The sequence below is a fragment of the Streptomyces sp. DG1A-41 genome, from assembly GCF_037055355.1.
In the GTDB taxonomy this organism is placed as follows: Bacteria; Actinomycetota; Actinomycetes; order Streptomycetales; family Streptomycetaceae; genus Streptomyces.
In genome coordinates, this window is the sequence record NZ_CP146350.1 from 2346807 (window position 1) to 2366538 (window position 19732).

Consider the following 19732-nt stretch of genomic DNA (forward strand, 5'->3'; position numbering starts at 1 on the left):
GTCCGGGTGGGGCCTCACGTGTCGTCCGAGGGTCAGACCTGCGCCGGATCCGGCTCCTCCGCCGCCGCCTTCCGCTGGGCCGGGAGGCCCTTCTTCGCCGCCCGCTTCCTCGCCCGGCGCTCCTTGCGGAGTTCGAACATCGCGTACAGCGTGGGCACCAGCAGCAGGGTCAGCAGGGTCGACGTCACCAGGCCGCCGATCACGACCACGGCCAGCGGCTGGGCGATGAAGCCGCCCTCGCCGGTGATGCCGAGGGCCATCGGCAGCAGGGCGAAGATCGTCGCCAGGGCGGTCATGAGGATGGGCCGCAGACGGTGCCGGCCGCCCTCGACCACGGCCTCGACGACGCCGTAGCCCTGCTTGCGGTACTGGTTGATCAGGTCGATCAGCACGATCGCGTTCGTCACCACGATGCCGATCAGCATCAGCATGCCGATCATCGCGGGGACGCCCATCGGCGTGCCGGTGGCGACCAGGAGGCCGATCGCGCCGGTGGCCGCGAACGGGATGGAGACGAGCAGGATCAGCGGCTGGACCAGGGACCGGAAGGTGCCGACCAGCAGCATGAAGACGATCGCGATGGCCGCGAGCATCGCCAGGCCCAGGTTGGCGAACGCCTCTTCCTGGTCCTCGGAGACACCGCCGATCGACGCCGTGGCGCCGTCCGGGAGCTTCAGCGCGTTGATCTCGGACTGGAGCTTGGTGCTCACCGCGCCCGTGTTGTCGCCGGTCGGCTTCGCGGTGATGGTGGCCGCGCGCTGACCGTCGATACGCGTCATCGACACCGGTCCGTCGACCAGCTTCACCGTCGCGATGTCGCCGAGCTTCACCGCGCCCAGGCGCAGGTCCCGGAGCTGCTTCAGGGTCTGCGCGGGCTTCGCCGAGCGGATGACGACATCGCGCTCGGTGTCGTCCAGGACCGCCTTGGCGGCCGTGGTGCCGCGGACGGCCTGGGCGACGACGGCGCCGAGGGTCTGGTCGTCGAAACCGGCTGCGGCCGCCTTGTCGTTGGCCTTCACGGAGATGCGCGGCACACTGGTCGCCAGGTCGCTGGTGACGTCCGTGACGTCGTCGAGGGAGGCGACCGTCTTGCGGACCTCCTCGGCCGCCGTGCGCAGGACGTCGGCGTCGGCGGCCTTCACGACCACGCTGAGGTCCTGGGCGCCGAAGCCGTCACCGGCGGAGATGGTGGTCGTGCCGATGCCCTTCAGCCCGGCCAGGCCCTTCTCGATGCGGTCCTGGACGTCCGCGTACGACGCCGAGTCGTCCAGCATCACCTGGTACGAGGCCTGGTTGGTGTCCGTACCGCCGCCGAAGGCCGCCATGAAGCCGGACGAGCCGACGGTGACCTGGTAGTCCTTGACGCCCTTGGTGTCGGCCAGGAGCCGCTCGACCTTCTTGGCCTGGGCGTCGGTCGCCGCGAGGCTCGTGCCGGGCTTCAGCTCCTGCTTGACCGTGAGGACCTCCACCTCGCCCTGGTCGAAGAAGTTCGTCTTCAGCAGCGGTGCCATGCCGAACGTGCCGACCAGGACGACGATCGCGATGGCCACGCTGGTGAGCCGGCGGCGGGTCGCGAAGCGCAGGACCGGGACGTAGATGCGCTGGAGGCGGCTCTTGGCCTCCTTCTCCTCGGCCAGCCGGCGTGCCTTGTCCGGGTCCTCGGGGGTGCCCTTCGGGGCGCGCAGGAACCAGTACGACAGGACCGGCACGACCGTCAGGGAGACGAGCAGGGACGCCAGCAGTGCGGCCGTCACCGTCAGGCTGAACGAGCCGAACAGCTCGCCCACCATGCCGCCGACCAGGCCGATCGGCAGGAACACCGCGACCGTGGTGAGCGTCGAGGAGGTCACCGCGCCCGCGACCTCGCGGACGGCGTCGAGGATGGCCGACCGGCGCTCCTCGCCGTAGCCGAGGTGCCGCTTGATGTTCTCCAGGACCACGATCGAGTCGTCGACGACCCGGCCGATGGCGATCGTCAGCGCGCCCAGCGTCAGGACGTTCAGCGACAGGTCGCGGGTCCACAGCACGATCAGGGCGAGGACCACGGACAGCGGGATGGACACCGCCGTCACGAGGGTGGAGCGGATCGAGGCCAGGAAGACCAGGATCACCAGAACCGCGAAGAGCAGACCGAGCGCGCCTTCGGTGGTGAGGCCCTTGATGGACTTGGACACGGCCGGGCCCTGGTCGCTGACGACCGTGAGGGTCGCCCCGGAGCCGAGGTCCTTGCGGAGGTCCGGGAGCTTGTCCTGGACGGCGTCGGAGATCTCGACCGCGCTGCCGTCGCGGTCCATGGTGACGGCGACGGCGAGGCTGGGCCTGCCGTCCGTGCGGGTGATGGAGTCGGCCGGGGCCTCCTGCTGCTTCACCGTGGCGACGTCGGCGAGGCGCACCGGCTCGCCCTTGCCGGGCTCGCCCGTGACCATCAGGTCCTGGATCTGCTTCAGCGACGTGAAGCCGCCGCCGACCTGGACCGTGCGGTTGGCGCCGCCCTCGTCGAAGGCGCCGGCCGGGACGGTCGCGCCGCCCGCCTGGAGTGCCTGGGCGAGGGACTGCGAGGTCAGCCCCGCCTTGGCCAGCTTGGCGTCGTCGGGCGTGACGGCGACCTGGAGCTCCCGCACACCGTCGACGGTGACCTGGCCGACGCCGTCGATGCTCTTCAGGTCCGGTACGACGGTCCTGTCGAGCTGATCGGCCAGGGCCTGCTGGTCCCGGTCGGAGGTGACGGCGAGGACGACGGTCGGGATGTCGTCCGTGGAACCGGCGACGACCTGCGGGTCCACGTCGTCCGGGAGCTGGACGCGGGCCCGGTTGACGGCCTGCTGGACGTCGGCGGCGAGCTGTTCGGTGCCGTTGCCGTAGTCGAAGGACGCCATGATCACGGCGTTGCCCTCGGTGGCGGTGGAGGTCACGCCGCTGATGCCGTCGACGGCTTCGAGGCTGTCCTCGATGGGCTCGACGACCTGCTTCTCGACCACGTCCGGGGACGCGCCCTGGTACGGCGCCAGCACGGACACCATGGGCAGTTCGATGGTGGGCAACAGCTGCTGCTTGAGCTGGGGTATCGCGATCGCCCCGAAGACGAGCGCGATGATAGACATCAGCCCTGTCAGGGCCCGTTGCGCGAGGCTGAATCTCGACAGCCAGGACATGGGTCAGGGTCTCTCTTCTGTTTAACGGCAGAAGCGGAAGCGGGCGCGCAGATGAGCGCCCGCCCTTACACCCTGAGCCATCGGCGAGACCTGATCCGTAGGTCCCAAGTCCCGTTCCTTATACGGCGCATACTCCGGCCGCAGTACGCCCGGGTCGAGCTCACTCCACCCTTGGACGGACCAGGCCGGACTCGTACGCGACGACCACGAGCTGGGCCCGGTCCCGGGCGCCCAGCTTGGCCATGGCCCGGTTGACGTGCGTCTTCACCGTCAGCGGGCTGACCTCCAGCCGCTCGGCGATCTCGTCGTTGGAGAGTCCGCCCGCGACGTGCACGAGCACCTCGCGCTCCCGCCCGGTGAGCGAGTCGAGCCGCTCGGCGCGGGCCGGGTCGCGGTCGCCCGCGTCGGGGTCCTCCTGGGCGAGGAAACGGGCGATCAGGCCCGTGGTGGCCGCCGGGGACAGCAGGGCCTGACCGCCGGCCGCGGTACGGATGGCGGTCAGCAGTTCCTCGGGCTCGGAGCCCTTGCCGAGGAAGCCGGAGGCGCCGGCGCGCAGCGACTGCACGACGTAGTCGTCGACCTCGAACGTCGTCAGGATGACCACGCGGACATCGGCGAGGTCGGGGTCGGCGCTGATCAAGCGGGTCGCCGCGAGACCGTCGGTGCCGGGCATCCGGATGTCCATGAGGACGACGTCGGCGCGCTGCTCCTTCGTCAGCCGCACCGCCTCCGCGCCGTCGGAGGCCTCCCCCACCACCTCCATGTCGGGCTCGGAGTCGACGAGCACACGAAAGGCGCTGCGGAGCAGCGCCTGGTCGTCGGCGAGCAGGACACGGATCGTCATGCGGGGTCCTCCCCAGGGTTGCGGTTCTTGACCGGCAGGATCGCATGCACGCGGAAACCACCGCCGTAGCGGGGACCGGTGGTGAGGGTGCCGCGCAGGGCCGTGACGCGTTCCCGCATGCCGAGCAGCCCGTGCCCGCCGCCGCTGCCCGGGGCCTCGTTCTCGCCGCTGCCGTCGTCCAGGACGGTGATCTCGATGTTCGGTCCGACCCGTACGACGCTGACCTCGGCCCTGGCCTGCGGCCCGGCGTGCTTCTGCACGTTCGTGAGGGCCTCCTGGATGATCCGGTAGGCGGCCAGGTCGACGGCTGCGGGGAGGGTGGTGCCCTGGTCGGCGCGGGCAACCTCGACACGCAGGCCGGCGTTGCGGAAGGTGCCGGTGAGCTCGTCCAGGCGGTCCAGGCCGGGGGCTGGTTCGGTGGGAGCCTCCGGGTCACCGGACTGTCTGAGCAGCCCGACGGTGGCCCGGAGTTCGTTCAGGGCGGAGCGGCTGGCCTCCCGGACGTGGGCGAGGGCCTCCTTGGCCTGGTCGGGGCGCTTGTCCATGACGTGCGCGGCGACGCCGGCCTGGACGTTGACCAGGGCGATGTGGTGGGCCACGACGTCGTGCAGGTCGCGGGCGATCCGCAGGCGCTCCTCGGCGACCCGGCGGCGGGCCTCCTCCTCGCGGGTGCGTTCGGCGCGTTCGGCGCGTTCCCGGATGGCCTGGACGAAGGCGCGGCGGCTGCGGACCGCGTCACCGGCGGTGGCTCCGATGCCGGTCCAGGCGAAGATCGCGAGGTTCTCCTGGGCGTACCAGGGCAGGGGCCCCGCGGACATGGCTGCGCCGGTCAGGACGGACATGGTGAGCAGGCCGACGCGCCAGGTGGTGGGGCGGTCGGTGGTGGAGGCGACGGTGTACAGGGCGATGACCGCGGACATGGCGACGGGGGCGCGGGGGTCGCCGGTGACGGATTCGATGACGGCGACCGTGCCGGTGAGGCAGAGGACCGTGATGGGGGCGCGGCGGCGGAAGACCAGTGCGGCGGCGCCGAGGGCCATGAGGACGATGCTGAGGAGGTCGGGAGTGCGCAGGGCCCAGCTGACGCTGTCGCGGTGGCGGGGCTCGACGAACGACCCGGCGACCATGCAGACCAGGACGCCTGCGGCCAGGACCGCGTCCATGGCCAGGGGGTGTGCCTTGGCCTGGCATTTGGCCCGTTGGAGGGTGCTCACGGGGGTTTACGGTAGCCGGGCGGGGTGCGCGGGGACATGGGGGTCGGGTGTCGGGAAAGAGGTGCCCGGCGGCAAGGCTGAGGCACGGCGACTGCGCAACCCGGCGGTGCGGGGTGCCGCCTCTTCGGGACGGGCACCCAGCGGCACGAGTGCCCGCGGCTCAGTCAGCCCGGAATCAAGCCGTCGTCGCTCAGCAGCTCCCTGACCTCTTCCAGGGTCGCGTCCGGGGACGGGAGGATCAGCTCGGACGGCTCCAGGGAGTCGTCCGGCAGGGGTTCGCCCAGGTCTCGGACCCTGGTCAGCAGGGCCTGGAGGGTGCGGCGGAAGCCCAGGCCGTCGCCGTTCTCCATCTCGGCCAGGAGTTCGTCGTCGAGCTTGTTCAGTTCGGCGAGGTGGCTGTCGGCCAGCCTCACCTGGCCCTCCCCCATGATCCGTACGATCATGTCGCCCTCCTAGGCGTGGGCCCCTACTGCTTGTCGAAGCGCGGGGTGTCCTGCGGCTGCTGCTGGCTCGTGCCACCTTCGAGGGCCTGCTGATCACCGCTCGAGCCGCCGGCCAGCTCGGCCTTCATCCGCTGAAGTTCCAGCTCTACATCCGTACCACCGGACAGCCGGTCCAGCTCGGCCTGGAGGTCGTCCTTGTGCATGCCGGAGGGGTCCTCCAGGGCACCGGAGGCGAGCAGCTCGTCGATGGCGCCGGCGCGGGCCTGGAGCTGGGCCGTCTTGTCCTCGGCCCGCTGGATCGCCAGGCCGACGTCGCCCATCTCCTCGGAGATGCCGGAGAAGGCTTCGCCGATGCGGGTCTGTGCCTGGGCCGCCGTGTACGTCGCCTTGATCGTCTCCTTCTTCGTACGGAAGGCGTCGACCTTGGCCTGGAGCCGCTGGGCCGCGAGGGTGAGCTTCTCCTCCTCGCCCTGGAGCGTCGCGTGCTGGGTCTCCAGGTCGGTCACCTGCTGCTGGAGGGCGGCCCGGCGGGACAGCGCTTCACGGGCCAGGTCCTCACGGCCCAGCGCGAGCGCCTTGCGGCCCTGGTCCTCCAGCTTGGTGGACTGGGACTGCAACTGGTTCAGCTGGAGTTCCAGGCGCTTGCGCGAGGTCGCCACGTCGGCGACGCCACGGCGGACCTTCTGGAGCAGCTCCAGCTGCTTCTGGTACGAGTAATCGAGGGTCTCGCGCGGGTCCTCGGCCCGGTCAAGGGCCTTGTTCGCCTTCGCGCGGAAGATCATCCCCATACGCTTCATGACACCGCTCATGGGCTTCGCGCGCCCCCTTCTGACCGACTCCGGCTCCAGCTCCTGCGACAGAACCCACAGTACGGGCCCTGCATCCATTACCGCACTGTTCGGGGACGGATGCGCTCATCCCCAAGGACGACTGAGCACGCTCCCGCTCCGGCGTAGGGAGTAGGTGGTCCCCGGGGTTACCGGGGATACCCCGGGTTACCGGAGCCGTACATCCCGGGAACGACCGGGTGCGCACACAACGTCCCCTCTGTCCCCTTACAGACGACTGGTGTTGCCGGATCGTTCCCCGCGGGACTGGGGTCCATGCCCGGGAAGCCCTTACCCTTGGGTTTTGTGTTCCGTAGCCGTTCGAAGGATGAGAAGGCCCAGGCAGCCGACAAGGCGCCGGTGAACTTCTCCAAGCAGCCCCGCGACCCGCAGGCCCCGAAGGGCAGGCCCACGCCCAAGCGCAGTGAGGCCCAGTCCCAGCGCCGCAGCGTCGCCAACACGTCGATGACGCGGAAGGAGGCCGCCAAGCGGCAGCGCGAGGAGCGCCGTGCCGCGCTGGAGCGGCAGCGCCAGGCACTGGCGAGCGGTGACGAGCGGTACCTGCCCGCGCGTGACAAGGGACCGGTCCGCCGGTTCGCGCGCGACTTCGTCGACTCGCGGTTCAACATCGCGGAGTTCTTCCTGCCGATGGCCGTCGTCATCCTCGTGCTGAGCATGGTGCGGGTGGCGGCGCTCCAGAACATCGCGCTGCTGCTGTGGCTCGTGGTGATCGTGCTGATCGTGCTCGACTCGTTCCTCACGGCGTTCCGTCTGAAGAAGCAACTGAACGAGCGCTTCGCGGGCGAGAACAAGCGTGGCGCGGTCGCCTACGCCCTGATGCGCTCTCTCCAGATGCGCCGGCTCCGTCTGCCGAAGCCGCAGGTCAAGCGCGGAGAGCGGCCCTGACCGCGACGTCGTTCTCCGGGGGCGCGGCGGATGCCTGGCTGGACAAGCTGGGCGGACTGCGCGATGTCGTCCGGCAGGAGCTGGTGGCCCGGCAGCTGGACGAGCAGATGGTCGGGCGGTTCCCGGTCGGGCAGCGGCTGCGGGTGCTCGACGTCGGGATGGGCCAGGGCACGCAGGCGCTGCGGCTGGCCCGGGCCGGGCACCAGGTGACCGGTCTGGAGCAGGACTCGAAGATGATCGCCGTGGCCCGGGAGTCCCTCGCCGGCGAACCGGAGGGTATCCGGGAGCGGATGCGGATCATCGAGGGCGACGGCCGGGACACCGGTGTGCACTTCCTGCCGGGCAGCTTCGACGTGGTGCTGTGCCACGGCGTCCTCATGTACGTGGAGGAGCCCGACCCGCTGCTGGCGGGCCTGGCCCGGATGCTCGCGCCGGGCGGGCTGCTGTCCCTGCTCGTGCGCAACGGGGACGCGCTCGCGATACGGCCGGGGCTGTCCGGCGACTGGGCCGGCGCGCTGGCCGCCTTCGACACGACCGCTTATCGCAACCGCCTGGGGCTGGACGTACGGGCGGACCGGCTGAAGGACCTGACGGCGACGCTCGCCGGGATCGGGGCGCCGCTGCACGCCTGGTACGGGGTGCGCGTGTTCACGGACACGGCGGCGGACGGCGCCGGGGTCCCGACCGAGGTGGAGACGCTGCTCGCGGTGGAGGAGAAGGCCGGGCGGACGGATCCGTACCGCGGGGTGGCGGCGCTGCTGCACCTGTGCGGCGTACGGGGCTGAATCACCCCGAAGAGCCGGGAAGAGGGGGTGGGCGAGGGCCGTGGGCCCCCGCCCCCGGGCTCACGCCTCGGCCGCGTGCAGGCTCATCGGCCCGTAGATCTCCGTGGCGTCCTCGAACAGCCGCACCTGGTCGGCACCGCCTTCCAGCAGTGCCTTCCAGTGCTCCCCGATCCAGGACTCGGCGTCCCCCTGGGTGGGGAACTCCTCCGGCGGCACCGCGGGCTGGACCTCCGTCCCGTCGGTCTTCTCGAACCGCCACGTCCATGCCGCCATGTACGCCTCCCATGTGTGTGAGCACACTGCACAGCGAAAGCCGGATCTTGGTCCGGCTCCTGACCAGAGCCTATGCGCTCCGCTGGGTGAGGCGGGATATGTGGTCGGGAGTGATGGTCAGTGGGCGCGTGCGGGTCGTGGTGGGCTGGGCGCGCTCGCGCGGCGGAGCCGCGTGTCGATACGGCCCGCGCCCCTGGGGGGCGTCTCCATCACGCATGTTCCATGCTCACGGGTGAGAATCGGGGCGTGGAACTTACTCTGCTCGGTACCGGGGCCTCCTCGGGACTCCCCCGCCCCGACTGTCCCTGCGCGGCATGTGCCGCTGCTCTCGGCCCTGACGCGCGGGCGGCCACCGCGCTGCTCCTGGACGGGGCGCTGCTGCTCGACCTGACGCCCGGGGCCGCGTTCGCGGCGGCGCGGGCGGGCCGTTCCCTGACCGGCGTGCGGCAGGTGCTGCTGTCGCATCCGCACGACGGGCCCGCGGTCGAGGTGCCGGCCGGGCTGCCGCAACCCGGACGGGTGCCGGACGGGCGGGAGTTGACGCTGCTGACGGGGCACCGGGTGAGGGCGGTGGCGATGGACGCGCCGGGCACGGGCTACGCGGTGTCCGGGCCGGAGGGGCAGCGGTTGCTGTACCTGCCGCCGGGCGGAGCCCCTGCGGGTCTCGAGGAGGCGGCCGAGTCGTACGACATGGTGCTCGCGGACGTCGTGGGGCGGCCGGACGCGCTGGCGAAGCTGCGGGCGGTCGGGGCGGTGGGGCCGACGACCGATGTGGTCGCCGTCCATCTGGATCACGACGTGCCGCCCGGGCCCGAGCTCCGGCGGCGGCTCGCGGCGGCCGGGGCGCGGGCCGTGGCGGACGGGACGACGCTGGCGGTGGGGGTGTACGAGGACGTGCCGGACGTGCCGCGGCGGACGCTGGTGCTGGGCGGGGCGCGGTCGGGCAAGTCGGTGGAGGCCGAGCGGAGGCTGGAGGCCTTTCCGGACGTGCTGTACGTGGCGACGGGCGGGTCGCGGAACGGGGACACCGAGTGGTCGGCGCGGGTGGCCGCGCATCGGGAGCGGCGGCCGGGGTCGTGGCAGACAGTCGAGACGTGCGATCTGGTGCCGTTGCTCAAGGCGGAGGGGCCGCCGTTGCTCATCGACTGTCTGTCGTTGTGGCTGACGGATGCGATGGATTCCGCGGGGGCGTGGGATGACGCGGTGTGGGCGGAGCGGGGGGAGAAGGCTCTGCGGGAGCGGGTGCGGGAACTGTCCGAGGCCGTGCGTGCGACTCGGCGGACCGTTGTCGCCGTGTCGAATGAGGTGGGGTCGGGGATTGTGCCGTCGACTGCGTCGGGGCGGCGGTACCGGGATGAGCTCGGGCGGTTGAACGCGGGTTTCGCGGACGAGTGTGAGCATGTGCTGTTGGTGGTGGCGGGGCAGGCTGTGGTGCTGCGGGGGTGACATGTGCGGCGGGTTTGGGCTGGGGCGGGGTGGGTCCGCGGCCCGGCGTAGCGGGGTGCCGCCTCTTTGGGACGGGTGCCGCCCCAGCGGCACGACTGCCCGCAGCTAAGCCGGTTTGCGGGCGATCAGGCGGTATGTGTTTGCGAAGCGGGTGCGGCGGACCACGGGGGCCAGGAGGTGGTCCGCCGCTGCCGCCAGGGCCACCAGAGGGATGCCCGCTCGGAGCAGGGCCTCGCGGAGGTGCTGGTGAGCCTGGGGCGGGGGGATCGCTCGCCAGGGGGTGTCGGGGGCGGGGAGGGCGTGGGAGAGGGTCAGGGCCGTGGCGCCGGCGAGGTCGTGGGGGATGTGGACGGGGCGGTGGTCGAGGAGGGCGATCGTGCAGCCGGCCGCCTCCAGTTCGGCGCGGATGTTGTGCGGGGGGAGCAGGTGCAGATGGCGGGGCTGGTCGTAGGCGAGCCACCAGCGGCCCAGGAGGGCGGCGTACAGGCTGCGGGGGTTCGGGGTCTCGATGAGCAGGTGGCCGCCGGGGCGCAGGACTTCGAGGGCTGCGTGGAGTTCCGCCCGGGGGTCGGGGGTGCCCTCCAGGTGGTGGAGCATGCTGACCACGTCGTAGCGGGCGCGCAGTGGGGCCGAGATCCGGGGGTTCGTCAGGCGGCCGACGTGGGCCTCCTCGACGCGGTCGGCCGAGCGGGCGCGGACCACGCGCGGGGTGTGGTCCAGGCCGTCGAACGAGGTGTACGGGAAGAACTCCCGGGCCGTCGAGGGGAAGCGGGCGTGGCCCGTCCCCACGTCCAGCCAGCTCTCCGGCTCCCCGAACCGCAGCATCGCGCGGGCGGCCGAACGGTGGCGGAGCCGGCTGCCGCGCAGCGCGAGGAGGGTGTCGGCCGCGACGTCCCGGGGCGCTCCGCGCACCGTCCCGTGGTAGAGCGCGAGTCCCTCGAAGGTGAGGCGGGGGTTCTGGAAGGTGTGGCCGCAGTCCCGGCACTCGTCGACGGTGAAGCTGCCCGGCTTGTACTGCCGCAGGTCACCGGTGCGCAGCCGGTTCCGCAGCCGGGCGGAGCCGCACCAGGGGCAGTCCTCGCGGCGCGGCTCGTGGACGCGGGTGGTCGCTTGGGGGGCGGGGGGTGCGGAGGGGGCGGGATGTTCGGTCATGGGCGGCTCCCGGGCGCGAAGGCGTACGGCAGGGACGTCCGACGAACGACATACGACAATCCGCTGCAAAACGGAACGTATGGGATGCCGATCCGGGGTGCAACGACGTCGCCGCCGCGGAGTCGTGATGTGGCGCCGTGCTGTTCGAGCGGTGCCGGTACTGTTCGGCGAATGAGCTCGCTTAATCTCGACGACTTCACCGATCTGATCGAGCGTCCGGACGGCGGGGTGCGCCGTGACGCCGAGGCGCGCCGGGAGCGGCAGATCGTGCCGCCCGGGTCGCTGGGCCGCCTGGACGACCTGGGTGAGTGGCTGGCGGCGGCGCAGTCCGCCGTGCCGGTGCGGCCGATCGAACGGCCGCGGGTGGTGCTCTTCGCCGGTGACCACGGCGTCGCAGAGCTGGGCGTCTCGGCCCGGCCGGCGGGCGGCGCCGGGGAGTTGGTGCGGGAGGTGCTGGAGGGCGGCCTGCCCGTGTCGGTGCTGGCGCGGCGGCTGGGCGTGCCGGTCCGGATCGTCGACATGGCCCTGGACTGCGCCCCGGAGGCCCTGCCCGCGGACGTCGTACGGCACCGGGTGCGGCGCGGCAGCGGGCGTATCGACGTCGAGGACGCGCTGACCCTTGAGGAGGCCGAGGCGGCGTTCCGGGCCGGGGTCGCGGTGGCCGACGAGGAGGCCGACTCCGGTACGGATCTGGTGGTGCTCGGCGATGTGAGCGTCGGCGGCACCACGGCGGCGGGCGTGCTGGTCGCGGCGCTGTGCGGGGTCGACGCGTCGGTCGTCACCGGCCGGGGCGGGCTGGCGATCGACGACCTGGCGTGGATGCGCAAGTGCGCGGCGATCCGGGACGCGCTGCGCCGGGCCCGGCCGGTGCTCGGGGACCAGCTGCAGCTGCTGGCGACGGTGGGCGGTGCCGACCTCGCCGCGATGACGGGCTTCCTGCTCCAGAGCGCGGTGCGGAAGCTGCCCGTGGTGCTCGACGGGGTCGTGACGGCCGCGTGCGCGCTGGTCGGGCAGCGGATCGCGTTCCGCGCGCCGGACTGGTGGCTGGCCGCGCACGACAGCGGCGAGCCCGGGCAGGCCAAGGCGCTGGACCGGATGGCCCTGGAACCGCTGCTGACCCAGGGCGTGACCGTCGGCGAGGGCGCGGGCGGCCTGCTCGCGCTCCCCCTGGTGCAGGCCGCGGCCGCGCTGGCGGCGGAGCTGCCCGAGAAGCCCAAGGAGTCCGAGGGGCCGGAGATCTCCGAGGCCGCCGAGGCATCCGAGGCTTCCGAGGTCTCCGAGGTCTCCGAGGTTCCCTCCGAGCAGTAGCGTTCCGGGAGATCCAGGTCACGCGCACCTGGCTCAACTTCGTCCCGTTCCGGTCGGTCTTCGCGTGTGGTGTCGGTGTGGCTGAGCCACGGACACCCCGCACTTCCGCCGACGTACCGACATCCGGACGAGGACGACCCGATGACCACGCTCGCCCGCTGGGCCCGTGCCGAATGGGGGCCGCTGTACGCGGCCGTGCGCGGGCCGCTGCGGGAGCGGCGGCTGCGGGCCGTGCCGATGGCGGTCACGGCCGTGTGCCTCACTGCCGTGCTGCACTTCGCGCACCACCAGACGTGGGGCTACCGGTTCGTGCAGGACATCGGGGCGGTACGGGCCGAGGACCCGCTGTGGCTCGCGCTCCTTCGGACGCCGCTGTCGCTGTTCGTGCCCGCGCTGGACCTGCCGGTGTGGGGCGCACTGGTGCAGATCCTGCTGGTGTTCGGCATCGCGGAGCTCTGCCTGGGCCGGAGACGGACGCTGCTCCTCGCGTACGTAGCGACGCTCGCGGGGACGCTGTACGCCCGTATGGGCATCTGGCTGGGCCAGGACGCCCCGCTGGGCCTGCCCGCCTCGGACGCGCGGGTGGTGGACACCGGGCCGTCGGCGGCGGTGGTGGGACTGGCCGTCTACCTGGGGTGGCGCTACCGCGCGTACGTCACGGCCGGGACGGCGATCGTGGCGATGGTGGCCGAGGTCGCCGTGAAGGAGAACCTGGCGGGCAAGGAGCACCTGGCGGCGATCGTGGCCGTCCTGGTGCTGTGCGCGGTCGGCGCGGTGCGCCGGCGGCGCGTCAGCGGTGTTCCAGGGACCGGGCCGGCTCGGGGTCGGGCGCGCCGCCGATCCAGTCCTGGAACGCACGCCGGGGGCCGATCCAGCGGCGGTCGTGGCGGTAGGCCCGCAGGCTTGACTTGGCGCGGGCGCGGGGGCGGCGCCGGTAGAAGCGCTTGGCCCAGTAGGAGCCGGGGCGGGCCAGCCGTACGGCGCCGATCAGGGCGATGAGGGGGACGATCACGCCGAAGACCGCGAGGCGGGTCTTTCCCTTGAACAGGGCGATGAGGGCGAACACGAAGTTCACGACGACGTTCACGATCACGGTGGCGCGGTTCTGCTCCTGGTCCTCCGAGAGGTCGTCGACGCCCAGGGGCGAGAAGCCGATCAGGAGCAGTCCGACGAGGGAGGCGGTGAGGACGACCATCTCGACGCTCTTGCGGCCGGCCTCGGTCCAGTAGACGTCGGCCAGGTGCAGGACCAGCGCGAACTCGTCGAGGACGAGGCCGGCGCCGATCCCGAAGAGCACGGCGGCGAGCCCCGAACCGAAGCCGTGCTGCCCTCCGGCCACCGCGCCGAAGCCGCCGATGATCGTCAGGATGACGCCGGGCACCACGTGGTGGACGTGGACGCCGCCGCTGCCGCTGACGTTGCGGAAGGGACCCTTGCCCGCCCGGATGAGGCGGGTGATGACCCGGGTGATCAGGAAGGTCAGCACGAACGAGACCAGGGCCAGGAGCAGCGGCAGCTTGCCGGGTTCGATGATGTTCTGCTCCATCCATCCCATAGGGGAACTTTATCCTCGGCCGCCGCATCCGCTCTTCTGACCTGCGGGTAGCCTGCGCCGGTGCCCAGAACCTCGCCCCTCGACGGTGTCCGCTTCGCCTTCGGCACCCTCACGGTGTTCCCGGTCCGGGTGACCCGGTGGGACCGGGAGGCCGCGCGCGGCGGCATGCTGTGCGCTCCGCTGGCCGGGCTCGCGGTCGGTGCCGCTGCCGCCGCCGTCGGGCTGGCGCTGCTGTTCCTGGGGGCGGGCGGACTGCTCGCCGCCGTGGCCACCGTCGCGGTCCCCGCCGTCCTGACCCGGGGGCTGCACCTGGACGGGCTCGCGGACACCGCCGACGGGCTGGGCAGCGGGAAGCCCGCCGAGGACGCCCTGCGGATCATGAAGCAGTCGGACATCGGGCCCTTCGGGGTCATCACCCTCGTCCTCGCCCTGCTCACGCAGGTCGCCGCACTCGCCCAGGCCTACGACGTGTCTTGGGCCCGGGGCGCGTGCGCCGCCGTCGTCTCCGCGACGGCCGCCCGGCTGGCCCTGACGCTCGCGGCCCGGGCCGGGGTGCCGGCGGCGCGGCCGGAGGGACTGGGGGCGGCGGTCGCGGGTGTGGTGCCGATCCGTGGGGCGCTGCTCGCCGGTGTCGCCGTCACGGGCGTGGCGGCAGCGGGCGCCACCTTCCTCGGGCCGTACGACGTCGCCCGTACCGTGCTCGCGCTCCTGCTCTCCCTGGCCGCCGCCGAAGCGCTCCTGCGCCACTGCACGCGGCGCTTCGGCGGGATCACCGGGGACGTGTTCGGCGGCCTGGCGGAGACGACGGCGACGACGGCACTGGTCGTCCTGTCACTGGGCTGAAACGATCCCCTCATCCCCCCTGCTGCCCGGGCCGCCCAGCCGCTGGCTTCCTGCCTCGACCACACAAGTGATCGGGGGATGTTCACGCCGAAGCTGCGCCGTGCCGTGGCCTGGTCCGTCGACTTCGTGGCTGTGTCTGGCCCTGGCCGGGCGGACGGCCGGCCAGGGCCTGGTCGGGCTGCAGGTCACGCCGCGGCTGCCGCGCCGGGCGGCGCTGCCAGCCGCCGTGACCACCGCGGACGTCGCCGTGTACGCGGTGGCCTGTGTGCTGCTGGTCGAGGGTCGAATCGTGCTGTCGGTGCTGGTGTGGGCGATCGCGGTGGCGCTGATCCTGCTGAACGCGCTGCCCGTCCTCTCCCCCGGCCGCCGGTCCCTCGCCGACCGGGTGGCGGGCACGGAGGTCACCGGGATCGGGCTCAGCACGCCTGTCGCCACGCCCCTAGTTCGTACTTCTTGAGCAGTGAACTCAAGCGCAGGCGGCGGGACTCGGCGCAGAAGCGGCCGGTGGGCACCTCGTACTCGACGTGGAAGACGGCCTTGCCCGCCTCGACGAACGGCTTCAGCGCACCGCACTCGTCGTACTGGGCGCACTGTTCGTTGACCGCGAAGTCGAAGTCCCCGACCAGCTCCGGGATCTGGTCCAGGTCGTTCTTCAGGCCGACGGCCAGGCCCCGGTCGTGGGCCAGGCGGGCGATGAGGCGGTTGTAGCGGAGCTGGTCGGCGGCGGCCAGCGGGAAGCCCGTGTCGTTGCGGTAGCCGTCCATGTTGTCGGGCTCCACCGCGTCGAAGCCCTTGTCGCGGCACATGTCCATGCGGGCCGCCATGAGCGGCTCCAGGACGTCGGTGCGGCGGATGTCGAGCCAGCGTTCGCCCTCCCAGCCGTTGCCGCGGCCGAGGACCGACGCCGGGAACTTCTTGGCGTCCGGCCGGAACTCCTCCCAGGCTCCCGTGGACAGATAGCAGATGACCTTGCGGCCCTCGCGGTGCAGCCGGGCGACGGTGGCCTCGGAGTGGTCGAAGCCGTCGATGTCGTAGACGGGCACGTCGACGGAGGTGTCCAGACGCCCGCTGAGCTGCCACTGCCAGGCCGTGCCGGGGCGGGGCTGCCAGCGGGGGCCGGGCTTGTCGTCGGGGTCCTGGGTGCAGCCCGCGAGCAGCAGGACGAGCAGGGCGGCGAGCAGGGGGCGTCTCACCGGGCGTTCTCCGGGTTGTGCAAGGTGTACGGCAGTGTGCCCCAAGGATGATCTCCGGTTCCGGGCACCGCGCAGTGCACCGCCGCGCCCCGCTCCCGCGCCAGGCCCTCCGGGTCGGCGCCGGGCGGCACGTCGTACACCAGGTGGCACAACCGCACCCCGCCGTCGCCGGGCCAGGGCTGGGGCGGCAGGGCGCGGTAGGACGCCCAGGTCCCCTCGAAGGTGACGAGGACGTCGGCGATGCGGGCGTAGCAGGGGTGCGGTGCCGTGCCGTGGTTGAGGACGAGGGTGCCGCAGCCGACGCCCCAGGCGGCCACCGCCAGCCTCTGGTAGTGCTCGAACTGTTCGGGCCCGGAGGGGACCTGGTCGAGGAAGGCGCCGTCGGTGCCGTACCAGTCGCGGTGCCGGGTGAGGTCGCGGACGACGTCGGTGGCGGCGCGGCGGCCGTAGTCGCTGTCGGCGTACCCCAGCACCCGGACGCCCGCCCCCCTGAGCCGTTCGGCGACCTCGGCGAACGCCTCGTCGGGGCGGTCGCCGGGGCCGCTGGCCGGGTTGAGGACGACGCCGTAGAGGCGTGGCGCGGCCGCCACGATCGCGTCCCATTCGGCGGGGCGGGCGGACGGGTGCTCGTAGTAGGGGACCAGGAGAGTGCTCATCGGTGGGCGGTTGCCCTCCCGAGCAGCACGCACACCAGGACGGCCTGGACGACGGCCGCCGCGCCGTACACGATCAGGCCCGCCGTGTGCGGGTCGCCGGTGCGGGTGGCGAGGAGCAGGGTCTGGGCGAGGGCCGCGGCGCAGCACACCACCGTCGCGCCGGTCACCGCGCCGAACGACTGGAGCAGCAGGCCCGTCCACAGGACCACGCCCAGCAGGAGCAGCCCGGCCAGCCGGACGCCGCCCGGGACCGGGGAGTGCGGCCACAGGAGGGAGGCGGCGAGGCTCAGCGCGAGCAGGGCGGCGAGATAGGCGGCCAGGCACTGGACGACCGTCAGGGCCGTGGTGCACCAGAAGTCCCGGGCGGTGCCGCTGGAACGCAGTCCGGCGAGGCTGTCGCTGCGGAAGCGGTACAGCAGCCACTCGGCGGGGCCCATGCTGAGGGTGAGCGCCACGGCGGCGGGCGCGGCGACCGCGCTGTGGTCCTCGCCGGCGAGGACGTCGCCGAGTGCCGCGTACAGCACGAGGACGCCGGTGCCGAGCCCGAACAGGGCGTACGGCAGGGAGCCCGTGAGCCGGGGTCCGGCGGGGCGCCGGTGTGCGGGGGTGGTGCCGAACCCGCCGAAGGGCAGCAGGGCGACGAGGCCGGCGGTCCAGCCGCCCTCGCCCGGTTCCTTGAGGGCGGGTGCCACTTCGCGGACGGCGAGGGCCGCGACCGCCGCCAGGGAACCCAGCAGCAGGACCAGGCTCGCGGCCTCGGGCAGCGGGTCGACCAGGGACAGGACCGCGCCCATCGCCATAGGTGCGAGCGCGGCCAGCAGGAACCGCTCCCGGCCCATCACCAGCAGGACGGTCGCCGCCGCCAGATAGCAGGACTGCCCGGCGGCGAAGGCCACCACGGCCGGGGCGGCGCCGCCCGCGGACGCCAGGGCGACCAGCGAGCCGAGCAGCGCGCCGACCGGGGCGCCGAGCAGCAGGGCACGCCGGGCGGCCATCCGGTCGCCCAGCCCCAGCCAGGCGTACGCCCGGTGGGCGAGGCCCTGGTTCCACGTCCAGCCGCACAGGGCGCCGGCCAGGAGCGGGACCGTGCCCGCGGGGAGGCCGAAGTCGTCGGGGCCCGTGAACAGGGGTGCGCCGAGGACGTAGGCGAGGCCGGGCAGGGCGAAGACGACGCCGCGCAGCAGGCAGCCGAGCAGGCCGATCCGCCACGGGTCGTGGACCGGGCCGTCGGGCTCGGGGTAGTGGCGCTCGACGCGTTCGTAGAGGGTCTCGGCGAGCGCGAAGGAGTTCTTCAAGCCGTAGCGTTCGCGTATCTGGTCGTCGGAGAGGCCGTCGGACTCCAGGAGGGCGGCTATCTCGTCCGGGTGGACGGCCGCTGCTATGAAGTCCTCCAGGCGGGCGGCGAGTTCGTCGACCGGGTCGGGCTGGGCCCAGCTGGGGGTGCGCTGCCGGGGGATGCCGGGCAGGGTGTCCGGGCGGGAGCCCGGGGGCAGCCAGACGCTTCCGCTCACCAGCCGGCTCCGTCCGTCGCCACGGCCGCGTACCAGGGGTCGCGCAGTTCCAGGGTCCAGTCGGCGACGGTCTCCAGCGTCGGCTCGTACACCTCGTCCTCGCCCGCGAGTTCCTTGTAGATGGTGCGGAAGGCGTCCACCGAGCGGCGCAGCGTGAACCGGTCGATGACGCGCTGCCGCGACAACTGCCCGAGTTCGAGACGCCGTTCGTCGTCCTTGAGCAGGGTCAGCGCGGCGGCGGCCATCTTCTCCGGCTCGCGCGGGGGCACGACCAGGCCCGTGTCGCCGACGGCCTCGCGCACTCCCCCGACGTCCGTCGACACCGTCGTACGGCCGCACGACATGGCCTCGATGATGGAGAACGGGAAGCCCTCGGAGATCGACGACAGCATGACCAGGTGCCCGGCCGCGTAGGCCCTCCAGACCTCGCTGATGCGGCCCTCGAAGGTCAGGCCGTCGGTGACGCCCAGTTCGGCGGCGAGCTTCTCCAGCCGGGTGCGGTAGGCCTCGCCGCCGGGCGGGACCGGGCCGAAGAGCCTCAGCCGGGTCGCCGGTATCTCGGCGCGCACCATCGCGTAGGCGCGGATCAGGGTCTCCAGGTCCTTGATGGGGTCGATCCGGCCGCACCAGGAGAGGGTGGGGACCTCGGGCTCGGGGCCGGCGTGCGGGAAGGCGGCCGGGTCGACGCCGTTGTAGACCGTGCGGATCTTGCCGGAGTCGGCGCCGCCGCGCTCCTCCCAGCGGCGGTTGTACTGGTTGCACGGCGTGATCAGGTCGGCGGCCCGGTAGCCGTAGGAGTTCAGCTCCCGGTAGAAGCCCAGCATGAACGCCTTCACGGGCCAGCGCTGGGCGTCGCGGCGGTGGCCGAGGTAGCGCTCGCGCAGGTAGATGCCGTGCTCGGTGAGCAGGAACGGCACGCCGTCCAGGTGGCGGGCGGCGAGCGCGGGCAGGGTCGCGAGGCCGCTGCTGACGGCGTGCGCGACGGACTCCTCGGGGATACGGACGCCGAGCGGGCGCAGGGCGTGTTCCAGCAGGTCGGTCGCGGTCAGCGCATCGTGCACGGTGGGCCGGGCGGCGGCCGTCGGCAGATGCGGCATCGTCCAGATCCACATCAGCGACCGCAGCGCCGACTCCGTGCGCAGGGCCGCCGACAGGCGGCCGTCCCGGGCGAGTTCGGCCAGCTCGTTCAGGGACTCGCCGAAGTCGGCGTGCGAGCCGGGGTCGAGGAAGGAGAGCAGGAAACGCTCGTAGGTCTCGGTGAAGCGGCGGCGGGCCCTGCCGTACGGCGGCCTCGCGCGCCCGGGGCGCGGGCCCCAGGTGGGCACGGAGGTGTGCCGGTAGACGTTGGGCGGCAGCTCCCAGGTGACGGGTTCGCGGCCGCTGCCGGTGAGCGCGACTATGTGGAAGTCGACCTCGGGCATGCCCTTGACGAGCTGGTCGCACCAGGTGCTGACGCCGCCGTGGACGTGCGGGTAGGTGCCTTCGGTGAGCATGGTGACATGACGGCCTGTTCGCCTCATGCGTGGTTTTCCCCCTGTGATGCGGATTGTGTGGCGGGGATGCCGAGTGCGGGCACCGTGTGGCTGGTCGCGCCCCCGCGGCGGAGCCGTATGTCGAATACGGC

At 72.6% G+C, this 19732-nt stretch carries 18 protein-coding genes and 1 pseudogene; 7 read left to right on the forward strand and 12 right to left on the reverse strand.

Annotated elements, in window-relative coordinates:
• Positions 1-32 precede the first annotated feature (32 nt).
• From V8690_RS10995 to V8690_RS11015, 5 genes are all read right to left on the reverse strand, one after another.
• On the reverse strand, positions 33-3152 hold the full coding sequence (locus V8690_RS10995) for an efflux RND transporter permease subunit (RefSeq protein ID WP_338777864.1): 3120 nt from the start codon (positions 3150-3152) through the stop codon (positions 33-35).
• A gap of 160 nt (positions 3153-3312) precedes the next feature.
• Positions 3313-3996, reverse strand: coding sequence for a response regulator transcription factor (locus V8690_RS11000; RefSeq protein WP_338777866.1), 684 nt, complete (start codon positions 3994-3996; stop codon positions 3313-3315).
• Positions 3993-5210, reverse strand: coding sequence for a histidine kinase (locus V8690_RS11005; protein WP_338777867.1), 1218 nt, complete (start codon positions 5208-5210; stop codon positions 3993-3995). Before V8690_RS11005 ends, V8690_RS11000 begins: the two co-directional genes overlap by 4 nt.
• 164 nt (positions 5211-5374) lie before the next feature.
• Positions 5375-5653, reverse strand: a complete 279-nt coding sequence (locus tag V8690_RS11010; RefSeq protein WP_338777868.1) for a hypothetical protein — start codon at positions 5651-5653, stop codon at positions 5375-5377.
• 23 nt (positions 5654-5676) lie between these two features.
• Positions 5677-6450, reverse strand: coding sequence for a PspA/IM30 family protein (locus V8690_RS11015; RefSeq protein ID WP_338777870.1), 774 nt, complete (start codon positions 6448-6450; stop codon positions 5677-5679).
• A 336-nt stretch (positions 6451-6786) separates the two neighbouring features.
• Here V8690_RS11015 and V8690_RS11020 point away from each other — a divergent pair, with 336 nt between their 5' ends.
• A complete protein-coding gene (locus V8690_RS11020; RefSeq protein ID WP_338777871.1) occupies positions 6787-7386 on the forward strand; it encodes a DUF3043 domain-containing protein in 600 nt (199 codons plus the stop codon).
• A gap of 83 nt (positions 7387-7469) precedes the next feature.
• Positions 7470-8171 carry a methyltransferase domain-containing protein gene (locus tag V8690_RS11025; RefSeq protein ID WP_338777872.1) on the forward strand — a complete coding sequence of 234 codons (702 nt, stop codon included), beginning with the start codon at positions 7470-7472 and terminating at the stop codon, positions 8169-8171.
• 60 nt (positions 8172-8231) lie between these two features.
• Here the strand turns inward: V8690_RS11025 and V8690_RS11030 are convergent, their stop codons facing one another.
• The gene (locus V8690_RS11030) at positions 8232-8444 is read right to left on the reverse strand and encodes a hypothetical protein (RefSeq protein ID WP_020275851.1); all 213 of its coding nucleotides are present in this window, start codon (positions 8442-8444) and stop codon (positions 8232-8234) included.
• A 246-nt stretch (positions 8445-8690) separates the two neighbouring features.
• Between V8690_RS11030 and V8690_RS11035 the strand changes: the two genes are divergently transcribed.
• Positions 8691-9890: a bifunctional adenosylcobinamide kinase/adenosylcobinamide-phosphate guanylyltransferase gene (locus tag V8690_RS11035; protein WP_338777874.1), complete on the forward strand. Its 1200-nt coding sequence runs from the start codon at positions 8691-8693 to the stop codon at positions 9888-9890.
• A 105-nt stretch (positions 9891-9995) separates the two neighbouring features.
• On the opposite strand, the gene V8690_RS11040 is transcribed toward V8690_RS11035, so the two are convergent.
• Positions 9996-11042: a class I SAM-dependent methyltransferase gene (locus tag V8690_RS11040; RefSeq protein ID WP_338777876.1), complete on the reverse strand. Its 1047-nt coding sequence runs from the start codon at positions 11040-11042 to the stop codon at positions 9996-9998.
• A 171-nt stretch (positions 11043-11213) separates the two neighbouring features.
• On the opposite strand from V8690_RS11040, the gene cobT reads away from it, so the two are divergent.
• Entirely contained in the window at positions 11214-12350 is a 1137-nt protein-coding gene (gene cobT, locus V8690_RS11045) for a nicotinate-nucleotide--dimethylbenzimidazole phosphoribosyltransferase (protein ID WP_338777879.1), read from the forward strand.
• Positions 12351-12491: 141 nt separating this feature from the next.
• Positions 12492-13139: pseudogene (locus V8690_RS11050) on the forward strand (hypothetical protein); the annotation flags it as partial.
• 1 nt (position 13140) lies between these two features.
• Here V8690_RS11050 and V8690_RS11055 read toward each other — a convergent pair.
• Positions 13141-13905 carry a hypothetical protein gene (locus tag V8690_RS11055; protein WP_338777882.1) on the reverse strand — a complete coding sequence of 255 codons (765 nt, stop codon included), beginning with the start codon at positions 13903-13905 and terminating at the stop codon, positions 13141-13143.
• Positions 13906-13965: 60 nt separating this feature from the next.
• Between V8690_RS11055 and V8690_RS11060 the strand changes: the two genes are divergently transcribed.
• Together V8690_RS11060 and V8690_RS11065 are read left to right on the forward strand one after the other, a co-directional pair.
• Positions 13966-14748, forward strand: a complete 783-nt coding sequence (locus V8690_RS11060; RefSeq protein WP_338777885.1) for an adenosylcobinamide-GDP ribazoletransferase — start codon at positions 13966-13968, stop codon at positions 14746-14748.
• A gap of 100 nt (positions 14749-14848) precedes the next feature.
• Positions 14849-15205 (forward strand): hypothetical protein, encoded by a 357-nt coding sequence (locus V8690_RS11065; protein WP_338777887.1) that lies wholly within the window; start codon positions 14849-14851, stop codon positions 15203-15205.
• Here the strand turns inward: V8690_RS11065 and V8690_RS11070 are convergent.
• The 4 genes from V8690_RS11070 to pelF are packed head-to-tail and all read right to left on the reverse strand — an operon-like array spanning position 15165 to position 19628.
• A complete protein-coding gene (locus V8690_RS11070) occupies positions 15165-15941 on the reverse strand; it encodes an endo alpha-1,4 polygalactosaminidase (protein WP_338777889.1) in 777 nt (258 codons plus the stop codon). The two genes, V8690_RS11065 and V8690_RS11070, sit on opposite strands and share 41 nt — an antisense overlap.
• A complete protein-coding gene (locus V8690_RS11075) occupies positions 15938-16597 on the reverse strand; it encodes a spherulation-specific family 4 protein (RefSeq protein WP_338777891.1) in 660 nt (219 codons plus the stop codon). The genes V8690_RS11070 and V8690_RS11075 overlap by 4 nt, the downstream gene beginning before the upstream one ends.
• Positions 16594-18108 carry a hypothetical protein gene (locus V8690_RS11080; protein ID WP_338777893.1) on the reverse strand — a complete coding sequence of 505 codons (1515 nt, stop codon included), beginning with the start codon at positions 18106-18108 and terminating at the stop codon, positions 16594-16596. Before V8690_RS11080 ends, V8690_RS11075 begins: the two co-directional genes overlap by 4 nt.
• Positions 18105-19628, reverse strand: coding sequence for a GT4 family glycosyltransferase PelF (pelF, locus tag V8690_RS11085; RefSeq protein ID WP_338777896.1), 1524 nt, complete (start codon positions 19626-19628; stop codon positions 18105-18107). Before pelF ends, V8690_RS11080 begins: the two co-directional genes overlap by 4 nt.
• Positions 19629-19732: the final 104 nt, after the last annotated feature.

Coding starts and splice junctions, on each gene's coding strand:
- V8690_RS10995 (WP_338777864.1), bottom strand. CDS start 3,152: ATGTCCTGGCTGTCGAGATTCAGCCTCGCGCAACGGGCCCTGACAGGG.
- V8690_RS11000 (WP_338777866.1), bottom strand. CDS start 3,996: ATGACGATCCGTGTCCTGCTCGCCGACGACCAGGCGCTGCTCCGCAGC.
- V8690_RS11010 (WP_338777868.1), bottom strand. CDS start 5,653: ATGATCGTACGGATCATGGGGGAGGGCCAGGTGAGGCTGGCCGACAGC.
- V8690_RS11015 (WP_338777870.1), bottom strand. CDS start 6,450: ATGAAGCGTATGGGGATGATCTTCCGCGCGAAGGCGAACAAGGCCCTT.
- V8690_RS11030 (WP_020275851.1), bottom strand. CDS start 8,444: ATGGCGGCATGGACGTGGCGGTTCGAGAAGACCGACGGGACGGAGGTC.
- V8690_RS11040 (WP_338777876.1), bottom strand. CDS start 11,042: ATGACCGAACATCCCGCCCCCTCCGCACCCCCCGCCCCCCAAGCGACC.
- cobT (WP_338777879.1), top strand. CDS start 11,214: ATGAGCTCGCTTAATCTCGACGACTTCACCGATCTGATCGAGCGTCCG.
- V8690_RS11055 (WP_338777882.1), bottom strand. CDS start 13,905: ATGGGATGGATGGAGCAGAACATCATCGAACCCGGCAAGCTGCCGCTG.
- V8690_RS11075 (WP_338777891.1), bottom strand. CDS start 16,597: ATGAGCACTCTCCTGGTCCCCTACTACGAGCACCCGTCCGCCCGCCCC.
- pelF (WP_338777896.1), bottom strand. CDS start 19,628: ATGAGGCGAACAGGCCGTCATGTCACCATGCTCACCGAAGGCACCTAC.